At 42.1% G+C, this 16,185-nt stretch carries 34 protein-coding genes; 1 reads left to right on the top strand and 33 read right to left on the bottom strand.

The features are described from left to right. Position 1 precedes the first annotated feature (1 nt). The 28 genes from MKZ09_RS15525 to MKZ09_RS15390 form a co-directional block, all read right to left on the bottom strand. Positions 2-676, bottom strand: a complete 675-nt coding sequence (locus tag MKZ09_RS15525) for a hypothetical protein (RefSeq protein WP_076138813.1) — start codon at positions 674-676, stop codon at positions 2-4. A gap of 238 nt (positions 677-914) precedes the next feature. Then, complete coding sequence (locus MKZ09_RS15520) at positions 915-1,238, bottom strand: hypothetical protein (RefSeq protein ID WP_076208620.1); 324 nt, start codon at positions 1,236-1,238, stop codon at positions 915-917. Between the two features lie 161 nt (positions 1,239-1,399). Further along, entirely contained in the window at positions 1,400-1,786 is a 387-nt protein-coding gene (locus tag MKZ09_RS15515; RefSeq protein WP_076208621.1) for a hypothetical protein, read from the bottom strand. A 310-nt stretch (positions 1,787-2,096) separates the two neighbouring features. Continuing rightward, positions 2,097-2,261 carry a hypothetical protein gene (locus MKZ09_RS15510; RefSeq protein ID WP_179088971.1) on the bottom strand — a complete coding sequence of 55 codons (165 nt, stop codon included), beginning with the start codon at positions 2,259-2,261 and terminating at the stop codon, positions 2,097-2,099. A gap of 203 nt (positions 2,262-2,464) precedes the next feature. After that, complete coding sequence (locus MKZ09_RS15505; protein ID WP_076138816.1) at positions 2,465-2,635, bottom strand: DUF3797 domain-containing protein; 171 nt, start codon at positions 2,633-2,635, stop codon at positions 2,465-2,467. Positions 2,636-3,381: 746 nt separating this feature from the next. Next, positions 3,382-4,038 carry a hypothetical protein gene (locus MKZ09_RS15500; RefSeq protein WP_081394452.1) on the bottom strand — a complete coding sequence of 219 codons (657 nt, stop codon included), beginning with the start codon at positions 4,036-4,038 and terminating at the stop codon, positions 3,382-3,384. Between the two features lie 26 nt (positions 4,039-4,064). Beyond that, positions 4,065-4,217: a hypothetical protein gene (locus MKZ09_RS15495; protein WP_179087475.1), complete on the bottom strand. Its 153-nt coding sequence runs from the start codon at positions 4,215-4,217 to the stop codon at positions 4,065-4,067. Then, positions 4,204-4,455 carry a hypothetical protein gene (locus tag MKZ09_RS15490; RefSeq protein ID WP_076208622.1) on the bottom strand — a complete coding sequence of 84 codons (252 nt, stop codon included), beginning with the start codon at positions 4,453-4,455 and terminating at the stop codon, positions 4,204-4,206. Before MKZ09_RS15490 ends, MKZ09_RS15495 begins: the two co-directional genes overlap by 14 nt. A 95-nt stretch (positions 4,456-4,550) precedes the next feature. Continuing rightward, positions 4,551-4,727, bottom strand: coding sequence for a hypothetical protein (locus tag MKZ09_RS15485; RefSeq protein WP_179089660.1), 177 nt, complete (start codon positions 4,725-4,727; stop codon positions 4,551-4,553). Positions 4,728-4,742: 15 nt separating this feature from the next. Next, complete coding sequence (locus tag MKZ09_RS15480; RefSeq protein WP_256719336.1) at positions 4,743-5,132, bottom strand: YopX family protein; 390 nt, start codon at positions 5,130-5,132, stop codon at positions 4,743-4,745. A gap of 34 nt (positions 5,133-5,166) precedes the next feature. Further along, positions 5,167-5,460 carry a hypothetical protein gene (locus MKZ09_RS15475; RefSeq protein ID WP_076104513.1) on the bottom strand — a complete coding sequence of 98 codons (294 nt, stop codon included), beginning with the start codon at positions 5,458-5,460 and terminating at the stop codon, positions 5,167-5,169. Between the two features lie 56 nt (positions 5,461-5,516). Next, positions 5,517-5,894, bottom strand: coding sequence for a BC1872 family protein (locus tag MKZ09_RS15470; RefSeq protein WP_076208623.1), 378 nt, complete (start codon positions 5,892-5,894; stop codon positions 5,517-5,519). After that, positions 5,891-6,040 carry a hypothetical protein gene (locus tag MKZ09_RS15465; protein ID WP_179089661.1) on the bottom strand — a complete coding sequence of 50 codons (150 nt, stop codon included), beginning with the start codon at positions 6,038-6,040 and terminating at the stop codon, positions 5,891-5,893. The genes MKZ09_RS15470 and MKZ09_RS15465 overlap by 4 nt, the downstream gene beginning before the upstream one ends. A gap of 21 nt (positions 6,041-6,061) precedes the next feature. Beyond that, the gene (locus MKZ09_RS15460) at positions 6,062-6,358 is read right to left on the bottom strand and encodes a hypothetical protein (protein WP_076208624.1); all 297 of its coding nucleotides are present in this window, start codon (positions 6,356-6,358) and stop codon (positions 6,062-6,064) included. Positions 6,359-6,361: 3 nt separating this feature from the next. Continuing rightward, positions 6,362-6,895, bottom strand: coding sequence for a hypothetical protein (locus MKZ09_RS15455; protein WP_341040998.1), 534 nt, complete (start codon positions 6,893-6,895; stop codon positions 6,362-6,364). Next, complete coding sequence (locus MKZ09_RS15450; protein ID WP_341040852.1) at positions 6,892-7,053, bottom strand: hypothetical protein; 162 nt, start codon at positions 7,051-7,053, stop codon at positions 6,892-6,894. The genes MKZ09_RS15455 and MKZ09_RS15450 overlap by 4 nt, the downstream gene beginning before the upstream one ends. Positions 7,054-7,117: 64 nt before the next feature. Continuing rightward, positions 7,118-7,285, bottom strand: coding sequence for a hypothetical protein (locus MKZ09_RS15445; protein WP_179088780.1), 168 nt, complete (start codon positions 7,283-7,285; stop codon positions 7,118-7,120). Next, entirely contained in the window at positions 7,263-7,673 is a 411-nt protein-coding gene (locus MKZ09_RS15440; RefSeq protein ID WP_341040996.1) for a hypothetical protein, read from the bottom strand. The genes MKZ09_RS15445 and MKZ09_RS15440 overlap by 23 nt, the downstream gene beginning before the upstream one ends. Continuing rightward, complete coding sequence (locus MKZ09_RS15435) at positions 7,670-7,858, bottom strand: hypothetical protein (RefSeq protein ID WP_076208772.1); 189 nt, start codon at positions 7,856-7,858, stop codon at positions 7,670-7,672. Before MKZ09_RS15435 ends, MKZ09_RS15440 begins: the two co-directional genes overlap by 4 nt. Then, positions 7,855-8,361, bottom strand: coding sequence for a hypothetical protein (locus tag MKZ09_RS15430; protein ID WP_076208771.1), 507 nt, complete (start codon positions 8,359-8,361; stop codon positions 7,855-7,857). The genes MKZ09_RS15435 and MKZ09_RS15430 overlap by 4 nt, the downstream gene beginning before the upstream one ends. Further along, positions 8,354-8,623 carry a hypothetical protein gene (locus tag MKZ09_RS15425; protein WP_076208770.1) on the bottom strand — a complete coding sequence of 90 codons (270 nt, stop codon included), beginning with the start codon at positions 8,621-8,623 and terminating at the stop codon, positions 8,354-8,356. Before MKZ09_RS15425 ends, MKZ09_RS15430 begins: the two co-directional genes overlap by 8 nt. Before the next feature lies 1 nt (position 8,624). Next, positions 8,625-9,221, bottom strand: a complete 597-nt coding sequence (locus MKZ09_RS15420) for a dUTP diphosphatase (protein WP_076104503.1) — start codon at positions 9,219-9,221, stop codon at positions 8,625-8,627. Between the two features lie 5 nt (positions 9,222-9,226). Continuing rightward, entirely contained in the window at positions 9,227-9,574 is a 348-nt protein-coding gene (locus MKZ09_RS15415; RefSeq protein ID WP_076208769.1) for an alpha/beta fold hydrolase, read from the bottom strand. 32 nt (positions 9,575-9,606) lie between these two features. Further along, positions 9,607-10,110, bottom strand: coding sequence for a hypothetical protein (locus MKZ09_RS15410; RefSeq protein WP_076208768.1), 504 nt, complete (start codon positions 10,108-10,110; stop codon positions 9,607-9,609). A gap of 37 nt (positions 10,111-10,147) precedes the next feature. Further along, complete coding sequence (locus tag MKZ09_RS15405) at positions 10,148-10,414, bottom strand: hypothetical protein (RefSeq protein WP_036684298.1); 267 nt, start codon at positions 10,412-10,414, stop codon at positions 10,148-10,150. A gap of 33 nt (positions 10,415-10,447) precedes the next feature. Beyond that, positions 10,448-11,080 carry a sigma-70 family RNA polymerase sigma factor gene (locus MKZ09_RS15400; RefSeq protein ID WP_341040995.1) on the bottom strand — a complete coding sequence of 211 codons (633 nt, stop codon included), beginning with the start codon at positions 11,078-11,080 and terminating at the stop codon, positions 10,448-10,450. After that, positions 11,052-11,723, bottom strand: a complete 672-nt coding sequence (locus MKZ09_RS15395; RefSeq protein ID WP_341040994.1) for an HNH endonuclease — start codon at positions 11,721-11,723, stop codon at positions 11,052-11,054. The genes MKZ09_RS15400 and MKZ09_RS15395 overlap by 29 nt, the downstream gene beginning before the upstream one ends. Positions 11,724-11,786: 63 nt before the next feature. Further along, positions 11,787-11,960, bottom strand: coding sequence for a hypothetical protein (locus MKZ09_RS15390; RefSeq protein ID WP_179087519.1), 174 nt, complete (start codon positions 11,958-11,960; stop codon positions 11,787-11,789). A gap of 176 nt (positions 11,961-12,136) precedes the next feature. On the opposite strand from MKZ09_RS15390, the gene MKZ09_RS15385 reads away from it, so the two are divergent. Continuing rightward, a complete protein-coding gene (locus MKZ09_RS15385) occupies positions 12,137-12,340 on the top strand; it encodes a helix-turn-helix domain-containing protein (RefSeq protein ID WP_076202818.1) in 204 nt (67 codons plus the stop codon). A gap of 62 nt (positions 12,341-12,402) precedes the next feature. Here MKZ09_RS15385 and MKZ09_RS15380 read toward each other — a convergent pair whose 3' ends face one another. The 5 genes from MKZ09_RS15380 to MKZ09_RS15360 all read right to left on the bottom strand — a co-directional run bounded on the left by MKZ09_RS15380 (position 12,403) and on the right by MKZ09_RS15360 (position 16,174). Then, positions 12,403-12,582 (bottom strand): hypothetical protein, encoded by a 180-nt coding sequence (locus tag MKZ09_RS15380; RefSeq protein ID WP_076202814.1) that lies wholly within the window; start codon positions 12,580-12,582, stop codon positions 12,403-12,405. A 3-nt stretch (positions 12,583-12,585) separates the two neighbouring features. Then, positions 12,586-13,695: a DNA polymerase III subunit beta gene (dnaN, locus tag MKZ09_RS15375; protein WP_076202810.1), complete on the bottom strand. Its 1,110-nt coding sequence runs from the start codon at positions 13,693-13,695 to the stop codon at positions 12,586-12,588. Beyond that, positions 13,692-14,549, bottom strand: coding sequence for an ATP-binding protein (locus tag MKZ09_RS15370; RefSeq protein WP_256719169.1), 858 nt, complete (start codon positions 14,547-14,549; stop codon positions 13,692-13,694). The genes dnaN and MKZ09_RS15370 overlap by 4 nt, the downstream gene beginning before the upstream one ends. Positions 14,550-14,678: 129 nt before the next feature. Continuing rightward, entirely contained in the window at positions 14,679-15,746 is a 1,068-nt protein-coding gene (locus MKZ09_RS15365) for a replication protein (protein ID WP_076202804.1), read from the bottom strand. A 5-nt stretch (positions 15,747-15,751) separates the two neighbouring features. Further along, positions 15,752-16,174 carry a hypothetical protein gene (locus MKZ09_RS15360; RefSeq protein WP_076202801.1) on the bottom strand — a complete coding sequence of 141 codons (423 nt, stop codon included), beginning with the start codon at positions 16,172-16,174 and terminating at the stop codon, positions 15,752-15,754. Between the last annotated feature and the right edge of the window lie 11 nt (positions 16,175-16,185).

Raw genomic sequence — 16,185 nt, 5'->3', positions numbered from 1 at the left:
TTTATTCACCGCCGCCTGTATAGAGCTTTTGCTGATCAATTAGTTGCTTCATACGTGGGTTGGCAGATATACGAATGATAGAACGGTCATAAGCTCCATCACTAGACTCCTCCTGGAATATTTCCATGAAAATGTTAATGTACTCTTGTACCAGCTCGAATTGGAACGCCTTCTCCCTTAATGCAACAAGGAATTTCATATTCTCGCGTACCTCACGGTTAAGCGATACAATTTCAACTACCTTTCGACGCAACTCCACTTCAAATGAATTCTGCCAGCCTTCAATAAAGCTCACGTAGTTGAACTCCTCACCGTCTTCCATGAGTTTATTAATGAGTTCATCCATCTCTTCTCTGAACAACTTCGGTAGATCGTCCACCAGTTCAAAACGATCAATGAGCCGTTTCGTCGCATCAAGGTTGGTTTGGATGATATCGATCTCCTGGTGGACAGTTTTAATCACTCGCCGCCGATCAGCTACGATAGCATCTTTCTTCTTGGCTTGTTCTGCTGTCCCCTTCTCTTTGACATACTTCGCTACAGCTGTATGTGAGACTTGCTCATTCGCCCATTCAGAACATTCTTCAGCGATCGCTCGTACAGTCTTACCGTTCCGCACGCCAGCCCACACAATTTCCTGACACCCTAATGTTTCAATCTTCGATGGTTTTGCCACTTAACATCCCCCTTTTCTTTTCTTGTAACGTTTGTAACGCGTTGTAACGCTTGTAATGGCATTTTGTAACGTTTGTGGCGTTACAGGTTTGAACGCATATAATGAAGCGCCTTATTCTATAAGGATTTATCTTGTAATTCTTGTAACGTTACAGAAGGCTTACAAGCAAACAATCGGTTAAGGAAAATTTTCCTGAACAAATAAAAAAACGCCCTTCATTGGCGCTGTCGGTTGTTGCCTATATGATTAGCTGTCCTTCATTGATCTGGAAGTTATCCAGGGTTATTCGATCATCATGTCTCCTTGCCCATGCCAACGCCCTTGGAACATCGAAATGACTGTTTCCATAGCAAGTGATCAGCACAACCTTTCCTTCGCGAATAGTGAATATCCACCAGGCATCATAGATTTTGATGAAATCTCCATCTCGTCTGTAGTCCCCTGCTGCTAATTGTTCACGTCCGGTATCCCGAATCTCTTCAAATGTCGCTGGTCCTACCCTCTCAGTGAATTGCTCGTGTGCATGAATAGTTAGCTCTAATCGCAATCCATTTAGTATCATTGTTATCTCTCCTTAAGTATAATTTTTTTTCATAGAAATAGAAAAAGCGCCCAAAGAGGCGCTACTTGATGAAGATATACTGGTTGTATGTACAATGTAACATGAATTTAATTCGAATTTACTACGTCAAAAGTCTATGAAAAGATAACTTTGCGATTTTCCTATTGATTATCGTAAGCCTGAATGAATCTCTCCCAATACTCTCGTTCAACAATATGTGTCCGCCCCTCAACCATAACACTCCGTTTCTTACGGTCAACTCCTCGCACTCGCCGAAGGTTGATATGTAGTTTATTGGATATACGTTGCATATCTGCTTTCTCCAATTCCTTAGGCATTAGCATTGCTGCTACACAATCTTCGTTTAGTATGCGGTAATTCCCATTTGCTGTAACAGCTAAAATCGTGTCGCTTGCTCCTCGCATCACCTTATTAATATCTTTTCCTTTGATTATTATGATTTGATCACTCCCAGTGGGAATAGCAAATATCTGTTCTTGCTTCTTAAGCCATCCTTTCATTACCTTCAGTAATGGATCAGAATTCATAGTTATTCCTCCGCTGATGTTTCAGAGAGTCTTCTATGCACAGCGGGAGTTATCCTCTTGGTAATTTATTCCTATGTACATTAAAAAGCGGTATCCCATCCAATGCCTCCAGGACATTGTCAGCATACCGCTCGTTTGTTTTGATGTAGGCAAGGATTCGCACCTTGCATGGTAAATTTAGCGGTATCTCGTTTCTGCCCGATATTGCTGAAGCTTCAGCGTCCTTTTACCGAAGGCCATTAGCTACACCGCTACATTGCGTCTACCTATTCCGTTACCACATCAATAAAAAAAGCACCCTAAGGTGCATTTATCTATCCAATATATTTTTTTTAATCTTTTCAACGTCATACTCAATGTTTTCTAGCGATTTTTTAAAAGCGTGAAGATTATCAGAGTTATTTTCAATGTTTTTCAGTCTGCTGTTTATTTCGGATAAATACTGAAGCATCTCTTCCGCCTGTCTTTCATTCACTTTCTCACCCCCGTTCTAATATGAAAGTTCGGCGTGAGAAAGCATTTCCCTTTTTTGGCAAGGAAACTTTTCCTGCTTTGCGAGCAGTACAACCATTTCCCCGAATTACCAGGTATTTAACAACCAATATCCCATATACAGGAATATCACTTTACAGATCAGCACGTTTTAGGCAAATTGCTTTACACGCAAAATGTAAAGCACTATGAATTCTGTTCATCCTTCACCGTTTTGCTCCAGCCACACTTACAGGTGCGTTCAAATGAGTTTTCATCAATGTTGATTGTTCCTTCACCTGCTCCAATATTTCCATTCCCACACTTTGGGCACTCAGCATACTTCTTTGAAAGCCTAATCGCCTCTGCGAACTTCATAGATATTACCTCCAAATTGCCAAACGCTTGGTAATATGAAAAAGCAACCGATGGCGCATATCTACAAGCCCATGTTCCAGAGCTTCCCTTAGCGTTTACCCTTAAAAAGGCCATCAATTGCCACTAAATAACGCTCATACAAACCGTGAGACGGATACGGTGATTTGCGCTCTTTACTGAGTCCAGCAGTTACGCTGAAAAGCTGAACCGCTAACGATTCGACCTCATACATAATATACCATATTCAAAACATAAAAACAGCCGATGGTGTTCAGACCTCCGGCTTCTCAGGCCATCCCCTTCACACATACCCCCTAGGCGGATCATCGACTGTTTTTATGGTGCGCCCATTTATCCGTGAGCACAAACGGTTTATTGTTGGGCGGTAATTTATAATATGCGGATACCGCTAATCCGCCATGCCCCGGCTTGGGTAACAATGTGCACCTTTAATGCTTCGGGGTATTCCCCTCTGTGCACTGTTCTCATAGGTTTGTCCGGTATTTATTGACGTATCCGGTTCACGTTCTCGATCCATATCTTTAGCCGCTGAGATCACGGTTGCCCAGGAGGTGTTCGGGTATGAGCTGCGGTGTGATGTCCCGTCACAGATTGCCGCAACCAGAAATGGAGTAGTACGGAAGCTCTCGCCTCGGTATCTTTATTATATTTGGGGCTTGTTGCTGATACGCTACGGAATTTAACCTTTATTATGATGATAGGTAAAAAAATACCGCTCAAGGTATCTACCCTTCGCGGCTGTTAAGCTGTCTCAATCCTATTTCACCTTCTTTATTTCTGCCAAGTCCATAATCGATTGTTACATAATCCAGAGTTCCGTTGAACAGCAGCGTGTTCGCAAGGGATGCAATAACCTTTCGTCTCTTTTCTGCAAATGTAGTAGCTTCTATCCCATAGGCAACGGTTTTATAACCCCTCCGCATGTACTCGACAGCATCTTTATATCGATATTTTCTTTCCCCTACAAATAGCAGTTGTACGATCTTATTTTCATGAGGATCAATAACGTTATTAGATGCGTGTGCTACTGCTTCCGTAACTCGTTTATAGAGTAGATAATTATTATGACGTGCTTCTTTAGCTATAAGTACGTTAGCTGGTAAATTAGACACTGGATCGCTAGTACTAAGACGTTTTACAGCTCCTTCTACTCCTGACATATCGAATTCATTCAATCCATTCTGAGATTTTTGGTTTAGTACAAATTCATAACTATCCACCAATCCCTTGATGGTTCGATAGATATTCAGTAACCAGATTGTTTTTCTAATATCTTCTGTATCTGCATCTTCAAAGAATTGTACTTGATAAACTTTAGAGATCAATTCAACATCATTTCTTGGATTAAACTCACTCTCTATTGCTGGTAATACCTCAATCATGGAAAATTCTCCTCTCTACGGCCGTCTTATATATTTACTGTCAGTATAGAGTGGATTTCATACGGTGTTACTACGGATAATTGGTCTTCTGTTATTCCGTAAGCTTCCCTGCCTCGGCGCTGGAATTCTTCAAAGTCTTCATCGAACAAGTTAAAATCACTAATATCATCGTTTGGCATTCTTCTTCACTTCCTTATGTTCATATGATGGTTGCAGAGTATAAATGCGACCGTCCATTTCGATTACTGTTGGAATGCCTTTCTTGCTCTTGATGGTCGTTATCTTCGCTTGATATACGTCCCCTAGTTTATTCTCAAAGGCGCCTTCCTCAATCAATCGCTCTAGTACCGGCTTAAGATAGCTCTGTTGTTGATCTCCGATCCAAGCTAGGAGTTTATTCGAATCTATTAGTCTCATAGTGTCTTGTTCCTCTCTTTATGGGGAGCAGATTATGTAAACCTGTATCGGCCCCCACTATGTTAGGTAATTCGGTCGAATCGGAGCCCTCCGGCCTATGATGTAGGTCTGATCTTCATACCGTTCTTTGACACCATGCCCCACACCCAATCAATGCAATGCTCGGCTGCTTCATTTCGTGTAATGGAATCCACTCCAGAATCCGCGATCATCTCCATAATTTCGCCCAACTTCTTAGCTTGTTCTTTACCGATTTCTACTGTTTGGCTCATATCCTCTTCTCCCCCTTATACCTCTAGTAGTTCTGGATTCTCGTAGATGTTGCCGATGATTTCGGTGTGTAACAGCTTTCCATCTGACTCCAAATGATGATATTTACTCGGATTTTTGGTGAACACCATGTACGCACAATGCTCCTGAACCCACTCTATTTCCCCTATACCAGTTGGATCACGCGGGATGTCTCCTGGGTAAATCTCCCGTTCGTTCTTGTCCTTTAATCCGGTATACTCCATTAGTTCGAAGTCCGACATCCTCAGTACGTGGTATCCCTTTCCGTCCATTTCCATGTATACGCCCAATACTTTAGTGTCGAAGTTGATCATTACCAGATTTTCGGGTTCGATCATAACGCCTTTCGGCTTATACCATGCTCTGTATTTCGGTACTCTGCTCAATCGGATCGTCTCCTTTGATTGGGGTCTCAGCCCCCTAAATGTCACCTGTATCAACGAATCTTTGCAGTATTTTGATTATTTCTTTAGCCTGATCCTGATTAATGTGCATCCTTGTACTCAGCAATACGCCCTCCGGTAAGGCATACGGAACCCAGCCCGTTCCACCTTGTGGTGTTTGACTTGCCATGATTTGCGGATTGGCATCACTGACTCCGATCCATATAGCATCCTCTGTAGCCAAGGAAGATTTCTGTATTGAGCATTTGTCTCCGTATAAATCCTCGAATTCTATAATGGCGAATCCTCTGTTTGTTTTTCCCGTTTGCATTGTCTCAGCCCCCTTATAAGTTCAGTACAGCCACCAGAGCTGCTTTACAGATTTCTTTACACATCAGTTGCCCATTCTATGGCGTCTAGGTTGGCAATGAGGGCAGATTTGCAGACCGCCTCAGGCACACCTTTGCTAACTGCTTGCCCACGTCCAATACGCACCTCGACTTCTTTCGCCAAATTGTTCATCTTCATATCCCACGACCAACCTGAGTCTTGCATGTGTTCCAGCACTTCCCATGCTGCGGATATGTCGGATGAATATAAAGGGACATCTCTATGAATTGTTCTGTCGTATTCCGGTAGGTAGTATCTAGGAAGTTGTAGTTGTGTATCTTCCACTAGATCCATACCAATTACTTTATCAGCCACTAGAGCATCCAGTTCCCGTCCCGGCTCCATCGCCAGTATCTCTTCCCTTGTGAGTGTCATTGGTTGTCACCGTCTTTATAAGTAATGACAACCTTATCGCCTTGGATTTCTACACTCACTAACTCGGCATTTGTGTCGATCCCGTTTTCATCCAGGAACAACGGTATGGGCACTATTACTTGCTGCTTGGTAAAGTTAAATTTCATTGGTTATCTCCTTCCTCAACCTCAAAGTAGTGCGTGATCAACTATCACGAGCGAATTATTTGGTATTACCTTGAACATTTCCTTAGCTTCGTTAAAGCTTTTGCCTTCTAAGCATTTGGCGAACAGGTGCAATGCTTCATCTTCGTGTACATGTCTGCCTTTGGCTGCGCGTAATTTCATGGAGTCTGTAAACCCTGCCAACTCAGCGATGTTCTTTTCATACACCGGCACAGCAGTTAGCTCTATAGGCGCATCACTGTGATTGATGAGTTCACCCTTAATCAAAGCATAGTAAGGTTCGTTGAATTCGTGATACATGATCTATTCGCCCTCCTTGGTTTTCAAATCCGGTCTGCACTCTGAACACCATTCATACCCTTTAACTGGCTTATTTCTCCCACAACGGGCACAAGACTCTTCGTTAAGCCAGTCTATCCCTTCCTTGGGTGCTGGGGTATCTGGGTAAAGGGTGCGTAACAGATTACTTACAGAAATGTACGCCGCGTTATCATCCGGTTCTAGAACTTCTTCGAAATCACCAAAGTTCATGTATGCCCGACCTTCTTCTAGGTCGTATCTGAACATATACACCATAAGTTCTAGTGCCTCTTTCAGCCGTTGTTCACGCGCTTCTGCTGCGTCTGCGCGCTCTATCTCACGGTATTTTGCTAAGGTTAACTCTCTTATTTCTTCCTGTTGCTGCTCCACTGCTTTGTAGCAGTCAGAAAGTTCTCCTTGATAGAATTTGGCTTCTTGGAGCCAGTAAAGCATCGGTTCTGTCCAAGCAGGAAATGCATCGTGCTTAATAGTGCCCTGAACCAAGTCCATATCCTTTTGCCAGTCCCTTTGTGTCATTGAGCTTCCTCCCCGACATGCGTTTGATCGTAACACCACACGCTGATTTTACCGTTCAAGTTTTTTTGTGTGGCGCTGGTTATGACTCCACTTTCCTTCATATCTCGTAGTACCTTTTTCCATTCCGTTTCTTTAGCTTCGACTTCAAATCTATTCATCTCTTATATCCTCCTTGTGGGAGAGGAGAGATACTCCTACTCCCTGATATCGTCGTATGGCATACTACTGAATCTGTTTTGGATACTCCAACACATCACATTCTTTTTGCGCTTCAAGTTTGCTGCCGAATTTCAAAGCTTCGTTAAGGTCGGTTGTATACTCCTCTGAAAGTGAATTGATTACTTTTTTCAGATACTCGCCTTGTAAATTAACGATAACCCACTGTTCCATTCAAATCCTCCTTGCTAATGGATAGCGTGATATATGCCGCCTCTGCCCTCTCTCGGGGGCTGGCGTTGAGTAATACAGCGATATCGTTATTAGTCCATTCCATATCCCCAGATATCCTATCTCTTACAATCCAAGCTAAACGATTTATAAAATTACTAGCATCTACCTCTATAGCCTTTGCCTGTACCTCTAGGCTGGCAGCAGGGTCAGAACAGTAGTCAGGAGCCCATGTCCATGCATACACTTCTGATGGCAACCTGCTAATTTCAATGCCATCCTTCAGCAATTGGTGCAGTCCCATCCACTTCATGTCAACGACTGTGTACCCCATCAACTCCGCCAGCGCCCGGTTAAGCTGCTGGTCTGTCTTATCCTTTACCTGTGTCATGACTTACCCTCCCCGATCCAATTCGTTACAGCCTCATACACATCGTAAGGTAGGTTATTTCCCATTTGAGCACTGACCATTTGTACACGAGTGCAATTCAATTTGGCTGCCAATTCAGAAAAATTCAGCCGTTCTATCTGTCTCTTTCGATACAATGCTTCTTTTTGCTCTACGGTCAATTTCATGCCTTGTCGCTCCCTTCCTCCAACAAATCACGTGCTTTACTTCCTCTGTCGCTCGTAACCTTTGATTGGCCTCTACCGAAGCTTGGCAGCTCCCAATGTTCTTGATTAGCATAGAACTCCAGTACCTCCCGTTGTCGGGCTATGGTCTGCTGTGCCTCTACTAACTCAGTGTCGCGTCCCTTTAACTTCTCATTAGCACGCTTTTGAGTATCCTCGCGGTTGAATTCAAGTGACTTAACATACAGTTCGAGTTTCCCAATACGTTGTTGTGACTCTTCTAGAGCAGCCAGCAGCCGCTCTACCTCATCCCATGCAGCATCGTATCCGACATTCATAAGATTGAATTCACTCAGGATATCTTCAAGCTGTTCTCCGTCTTCTGCATGCGCTAGTTCGCATATTTTGTCGTATAAATCGTTAATTTTCTCCTCCGGCATCCGTGAAACTGTCACCGCTATTTGTTTCTTCTCTTCTATCCATTCTGGTGTCATAGGATTAGTCATCGTCCGTGTCATCTTCCTCGTTATATAGATTGTCTGGGTGTTGGCGGCTGTGGCGTATGTCCTCAAGCATACAAAGGATTGTCGCGTGCTCGGATAGCATGCCAGCGCGCCCGGAGTATTTGAGCCTATTCAGTTCGTTTCCACCACCGCGCCGCGGATTCGTACCATGCTTCTCAATCCTACGGAGCTTCCGACGTAGATACTGCCGCCGCTTATCCATACCTTGCAAGAGCAGTTCAAGTGTTTCTTCAGCAGATCTCATTCTAATATCCATTGGATTGACGATCATGGTTTACTTTGTTCTTTGCTGTATAGGCTTCAGTGATCTGTTCAAATGAGAAGCCAAGGCGTTGCTCACCAAGCGAGTAAAAGCAAGCCAGTGCTCCCCGGAAAAAGTGACATTGCTGATCTTTGAATCTTTCGTATCCTCCGACCAAAAATTCGCTCCCAACGATCATTCCGACATTGTGTAAAATCTCCGTGAATAGAACAACCGTTTCTAATTCCGCTACATCATCCGGGATGTATAAGCGATACGCCGGAAGGTCGAGCTGTCGTGCGATACTCAGGAAGAAGTGTAGGCAGTCTACGTATTCTTCGAGTAGAGGATTGTAAGCTTCTCCGCGCTCGACACCAATATCATCTGCGCCCAAGCTCCGCACGGCACGAGTACGCGGTTTCTGATTCTTGCTCCAATGCTTGAATCCGCGCCATTCATTCGCCAGTTCTCCGATTTCTACCTGAAGAGCTAATATCGTATTAGGCAGCAGGTCAATGCCTTCAAGCCCCTTTTCTTTGATGATTCGTGCATCCAATACTTTCTGCATTTCATACATTTGATCGAGTGTTAATGTGCTCATACTGGTTATGCCTCCCCTGAAATGGATTTTTTAAAGCGCTCGACTCCGGCTAGTCTCCCAAAAATAAACTCTTGATCAAGCGGCGGCGTATATGGATTTTCGTCTTCTTGTGTACGATAGAGGTAGGCTGCTATGCTGGATGCCTTGTATCTTTCCATAGCCAGTTTATAATCAAGGATCAAGTTGGCAATCTCTTCTGGGCTCTCCTTAACCAGCGCATGTCCGGCACCGGGAATCGTGACATCGGTATAGACTTTGTAAGTTCTAAACACTACATCTACCGGAATGAATACAGGCGTTTCACTTGCGATATCTCCGCGCCCATTTAGAAGTACTTCTGTGAGTTTTATCATGCTTATCAGCTCCTTAATAGGAAAGAGGGCAGTTAACCCTCTTCCTTCTCCGTTTTGAATAGCGACCAGTGCCGTTCTCCGGTTAGGATGTTATATGGAATGTCCTCTTCGGTTTCTTCGTCATATCCCTCTGTCCATGGATTGCTGTTTACCGAAGTCTGATTCCAGCACACCGCAAGCATTTCATCATCGCTCAGAATCTCCTTTTCGATGATTTCTGCCTGTTCCAACAGCGAACTGTCTGGAAAATGCTTGTCGTACTCTTTGAACGCTTCCAGCAAGGATGGGATATTCTCCTTTTTCACAATCACATCATCGAAGGTAGACTTCATCACGACATTTTCAAAATCGAGAAGTTTCCCGGTGTCGGCCATCTTCCATAATTGATTGAATCCAGAAAACAGTCCTCCAGATACTCCGTACTTTTCAGAAAGCTTATCCCAGACGTGCATTGCTCCACGCCACGCGTTCCTAGTCTCGTTCACAAATACAACCTCGCCGTCTTTCGTTGCTCCATAGATTTCTGTATAACTCATCGTTTATCTCTCCTTATGGGCTATGCCCGAATTTGTTTTAAACTCCCAGCTCCCGCATTTCTGCATCCTCTGTAGCATCTAACGTGATTGAAGGCATGCCATCCCATAACTCTCGAATCTCATTAGCCTTAGCAATTACTGCTGCTTTTTGCTTTGGTGTTAATACGATATCCATAGCCTCTTGATAATGGTTTTCTGCCTTGGTATAGGCTCGGGTATGCAGTACATTCATGTACCGCCAAAACTTATCGTTACTCAGGGATTTAATCCGCTGGAAGTGTCTACGCTGTTCTGTTTCAGTCATTCCACTAATCACCTCACGTTGTTATACGAATTATTAGGATACATATAAGAGGTACTTTTTCCGAATTCTAACTTTTATGTTGGAAACCGTATTTCGGCATATTTTTAGTGCTGCGGCTGTTTCGCCATTGCTGTATCCATCCATGGTCATGTTAACTATAGTTCTTTCAGTTTCTTTCAAGGAACTAATGAATTCCTCAATCTCAATGAAACTTAGGTCTTGTTTTGTAGGTACAAGATTAGAAAAATCTAAATCATCATTGTCTGATCCTTTTATCTTACTATCTAATGACAACACTAGCTTAGGTGGTACTTTACTATGCGATGGCGTCCTTATTGCATTTACCTTACTTTCCAAATATCTAATGATGAACCCTTGAATGTAGGGATAAGCAAATGTTGAAAATTTCAAGCCTGATTTCTCGTCGAACCTATCATAAGCCATTAATAATGCATAGTTCCCTTCGCTAATTAGATCCTCAATATCTATAGCACCGAAGGTTCTAGTTTCGTAATGATTCGCTATCTTCAAAACTAATTTCCGGTGTTCCTTTACACATTGCTCTTTAGTGCCTAGTGAAGGGTGGCTATCTCTTATGCGAGATATATCCATGGCTTTTCTACCCATCTTTATCCTCCTAATCTTCAAAACGTTCCCCATATCCATAAACTACTGGCTCCTGTATAGCTCCTAGAGCGTCTGCCATCATAGTTGCGAATGTTTCCATATCCTTGTCCTGGAATGACTGTAACAGGTGTATCTCCTTTGCTTTAAGATTGCGTCCTGCGGCTGCGGTCAGTAAATCTACAACTGGCTTAATCTTATTTTGTCGTTCTTGCTTCTCACGATCTTTCTGCTGCTGGATATTCTGTTTGTGGTTGAATTCTTCCCAATCCTTTTCGTCAAACCAGAATCGATCCCCGTATTTGTCTCGAAAAACAGATATCCAGTATTGTAAAGCCTCTTCGTTAGTTTGAACGGCATCGTGGCAAGGCCAACACAATCTTAATCCATTAGTTTTAACGCCACGTCCCTTCCGACCTCTAGGCATTACGTGATGTGTAGTATCTGAATTAGCACTCTTACATATTGGGCAAATCCCACTTGATTCTGCAATGATTTCAGCAAGTACATCGTCATTAAACTCTCCACGATCTTTTGAACTTTTGCCTTTTTGGTGATGAGCAAGGATACCCTTTTTCCATTCTGGAACTTCCTTCTTAGCTTTTGTCTTTTGCTGATGTAAGCTGCTGTAGGATTTCTTTTCTTTAACTTGCTTTTCAGGCTTCCAAAAGGTCTGATGTGCCATTGCTCATTCTCACCTCCTATATCTCGATTTTAGTTCTTGGCTAATACGGTAACACTGCGGATATTATCTGATTCGTTCTAAATAACCAGCTTGTTCAAGTGTTCTGTAATGCTGTTCTCGTTCAGCTGCTGTGAAGTGAATCGGTAACACGGTATGAGATGTATAAAAGGCTATTGCCTCTCTGATTTCTTGTGGTTGATCATCTAGTTCTGCAAGATCAAGCTTTTTCTTATCCATAAATAGCCCTCCAGTATCCTAAGGAAAGTTTTCCTTATCGACATTTAATTACTTATATTCGTATTTACGTTATTCATGATATGAGTATACACCAGTCACATAATCTTGTAAATACGTATATTCGTAATTGCGATAATTTATTATTCATGTTATCTTTTAGACAGGAGGGTTGCATTATGAAAATTAGAGTTAAGTTGGATGAAGTTTTAAAAGCTAAAGGTATGACTCAAAAAGAACTTTCTGAATTGACAAAAATCAGACCAGCATCTATAAGTGACTTAAGTAATAACGTCCGTACTGCTATCAACAGAGATCACTTATGCGCCGTTGCTGAAGCTTTGAAAATAACAGATATTCGTGATCTAGTAGATTTCGAGTGAGGGAGCAAGAGGAATCTCCTCTATGCTCCTTTTTCACTTCTTATTAACTGAGTTATATTTTATTAATTCATCTCCGGTGATATCAGTTGATGATCTACGATATCCATTTTCAGTTGATTAGGATCATTCTCAATAGTTTTTAATTGCTCAATTTTCCAAAGCAACCCCGATAGCAAACTCTTCTCGTGCTCGTCCAGATACCTTTCAATGTCTTCACTTTCTAGAATCACTTGTCCTAACATGTCTTACACCTCCGTTGTTCGATATGGGAGTACAATCCTATAATTGCGTTCATCATCAGCATCTTTTATTAAAATTGGTGAGGATTGTCCAGAAAATCCGATAATCAGTTCTTTAGAATTAATTGACTCGGCAGCCTCCAAAACGTACTCGCCATTAAAAGCGACTTTAAACCCTTCACCATCAAGGGAGATAACATCCACAAATTCGTTTGCTTTTCCTACCCCTTCAGCTTTTGCCTTAAGTTCGATGTTCTCATCTACAAACATTCTGGTGAGCTTAGATTTTTCATCTTTAACTATAATCTTCACACTCTGTAGGGCTTCCATAAATTCTTCTCTGTTAACTCTTAGAGTTGATAAGTAACTGCTGGGAACTATTCGGTCAACATCTGGATAAGCTCCCTCTAATACTCTAGTACAGAATATAAAATCTTTTGTTTTAACCATGAATTTTGATTGCACCAGCTTTATTGAGATCTTCTCTTCAGACGTTATTAAGTTCATCAGGTCTTTCATGGTCCTTGCACCAACTACAATTTGCATATCCTGTAGATTCTCAGATGTCTTTACTGAAGAAGATAATCTGTGACGGTCTGTACTAGTGATATTGATTGTGTTGTCATGGAGTTTTAATCGAAGTCCTGTCAGGATCGGAGTGGATTCATTGTCAGATGCAGCATACGCCGTCTCCTTCACTAAAACTTTGAGTGCCTTTCCCTCAAGTTCTACTGTTTCACCTTCAATATTTTCATCCATAAACTCTGGATACTCCTCAGGGTCCAAACTTGGGAGATCGTATTTTTTTCTACCACTTAAAATTTCCGTTTCGCTCCCCTTTGTCTCTATATCGATAACACCTTTCATAACTTTCACAATCTCAGCGATCCGTTTACCTGGAATAGTTGCTGAACCTGGCTTGATCAACTGATAATCGTCAAATTCAATCTTTGATTGTAGGAATTGAGTTCCGTTTCCACCGGTGATATACAATCCATCATGTTTCGCTTCGAAAAGCAGTTCAGCCAATATCGGAATAACATTTTTTGATGGTAGGAACTTAGCCGCTTGTTCTAACGGCTTGATAAGAATATGCTTATCAATTGATATTTTCATAGCTTTCCTCCTGTGTTACGAGAATTATCCCTACGTCGATTCCGCCCACCTACATGCAGCACTTCAGCAAATGGTTCTATCCTTTCTAAGATTCTCTCAGCCTTCTTTTCATGCTGGCGCTGATCCATAGTTTTGGCGGCATCTTTGACGTTTATCAAGTGTTGCCGCAATTCTTTGATCGTTAGGTTCGACGTGTAAATTGTGACTAATCGCTCCATACGGCGTTGTAGAATGGGTCCCAATATTTCGTCCCGCGTCCATGTAGTCAGGTACTCAGCGCCTATATCATCCAAGATGAGCACTGTAACGTTCTGTAGGGCCTCTAGTTTTGACAACACTGTTTCTGTCTTAGATCCAATGGCATCCTTTGCCTCAGACATAAAGTCCGGTACATAAACCATTGCAACATCTACTCCTTGAGAAGCTAATTCCTGAGCAATCGCACCGGAGATCAAGCTTTTGCCTACACCCATTTGACCATATAAATAAAGCCCTTTTTTGCTCTTTCCAACTTCGAAGTTCTCACATAGGTCCATAGCCTTTATGATTGCAGCAGATCTATGGGGGTCAAGATCAATGCTCTCAAAAGTCGCATTCACAACGTGATCAGGAATAAAATGACTTTTAATCTTTCCCATTACCCTTTGCTGTTTCTCGTGAGAAAGGAGCAAAGGGCATTTTTGGAGCCTATAAATCAATCCCTTATTGTCATCCGGATTTTCCTCTACAATGCTACAGTGACCTTTGTGGTCGTTCTGACAACCAACTAAGTCTTTGCAGCCTCTACAGTTATCAAAACTAACAAGGTGTCGTGATAACGAACCGTAATTTGTCGGATGAGTCAAATTGTCCACTCGATCAGGAAAAGTTTCCTTGATTCTTTTCGTTTCAGGATGTTCTTCTAGCCGTGTTATTACTGCTGCTTTTCGCTCGGCAAATCCCTTTGGGATAAGTTTTTTCAGTTCATCACCTAAGTTTCCCAATCACACCACAGCCTCACGCTTGGCTTTCAGCCGCTCAAGCTTTTTTTGATATTCTTCTTGATCATATTCCGGTTCAGCCTTAGTTTCAGAATCTATGACTGTATTAATTTTCTGTTCTTCTATTTTTTCAACTTGCTCGGATAATAAATTATAAATGCGTCCTTCGCAGTACTTGAGGCTTTTGATCTCGTCACGTTTATGTTTAGGATTAAATTTGTCGAAGGAAAGATTTATGCCGTCAATGGCAACGGAGATCGGAACTCCGTCTGCAATGAGTTGATCTAAAAACAACTCGTCATTAGCCGTAAGATCAAGTCCTTTTGCTCTGCGTTTGAGATAAAGGTCTGTGACCTGTTTTCGATAATCAAATTCAGCAGCTTTCCGGTTGGAGTCGGCATCCCCGGCAGGAACGGCATCCTGGCTATCTGATTTGATTTCGTTTTGAACTTCTTGATTCATATTAACGTCCTCCTTTAAACAACAACTATTATTACTGTCTTTAATACTGTCTTTAAAAGAACTGTCTTTAAGGGGCTCTTCCGCCTTACAGCCGCGAGGGTTTGAGACGCCTTCATCTTTACGTTTTGTGAAGTTTTTTTCGTCAAAAACTTCATGTTTTGTGAAGTCTACCTTCATGTTTTGTGAAGTTTCACCTTCTGGAACATCTTCTTGAGATTCTGAAAAGTTCACGTTTTGTGAAGTTTTTCGTTTCAAATTCAGGTGAATCAACTCATTAAAGCGCTCAGTTTCCCATCCCATTACCGGAGTAATTTGCCAGTAATCATAATCTTTATTAATAGAGAAAAGCTTCTCTTTCTTATCCCAAATGATTACTTTTGCGTTCTCCAAATGTTTAAGCTCATTCTTTATGTGAGTTGCCGGAACTCCGCAAATCTCAAAATCTTTTGATTTTGGAATGTATGCTTCCTTGAGATTGCAGCCATAAGACATTCTCCAAACGAACAACAAAATGTCTTTTTGACGTTTCGTGAAGTTCCGGCGTATCAGTTCCTTCCACAAATCATTGGCTAGCCTGACAAAGCCTTTCTCTGGTTGTGTATCTGCCAATCACCTCACCTCTGATAACTATTGCTGTACATCGTCCCATCAGCAAAATTAACTTTCATTTTCAGCTTGAGGGTGTGAATGTTCTCCTGAAGACTTTTAAATTCGTTACGCCATTTCATTGAGCGACCATAGGATTCTGCTTCAAGCACTCTAATTTCTCTTGTAGCCAACTCTGCACGCTCCTTCTTAGGTGCTTTAGCAGAAATATATGCTTCTGCATAGTCCATGTCACGCTGGACGTGAATGCGTTTATAGAGCCTGTCGCATTCACTCGATATTTCTCCAGACAGTTCATGACACCGTGTTAGCAGCTCAATCTTTTCTTGTAATGATGCCGGATTGTTCTCAGGCAATGTGTTAGCCTGTCTCTTCATTAAATCTACTTGTTCTATATAAGCCTCAAGTTCAAACTCGTTTTCTTCCTCCATGCTTACAACTC

Source organism: Paenibacillus sp. FSL R5-0908, assembly GCF_038006245.1.
GTDB lineage: Bacteria > Bacillota > Bacilli > Paenibacillales > Paenibacillaceae > Paenibacillus_AQ > Paenibacillus_AQ odorifer.
This window is presented reverse-complemented; position numbering and strand designations above follow the sequence as displayed.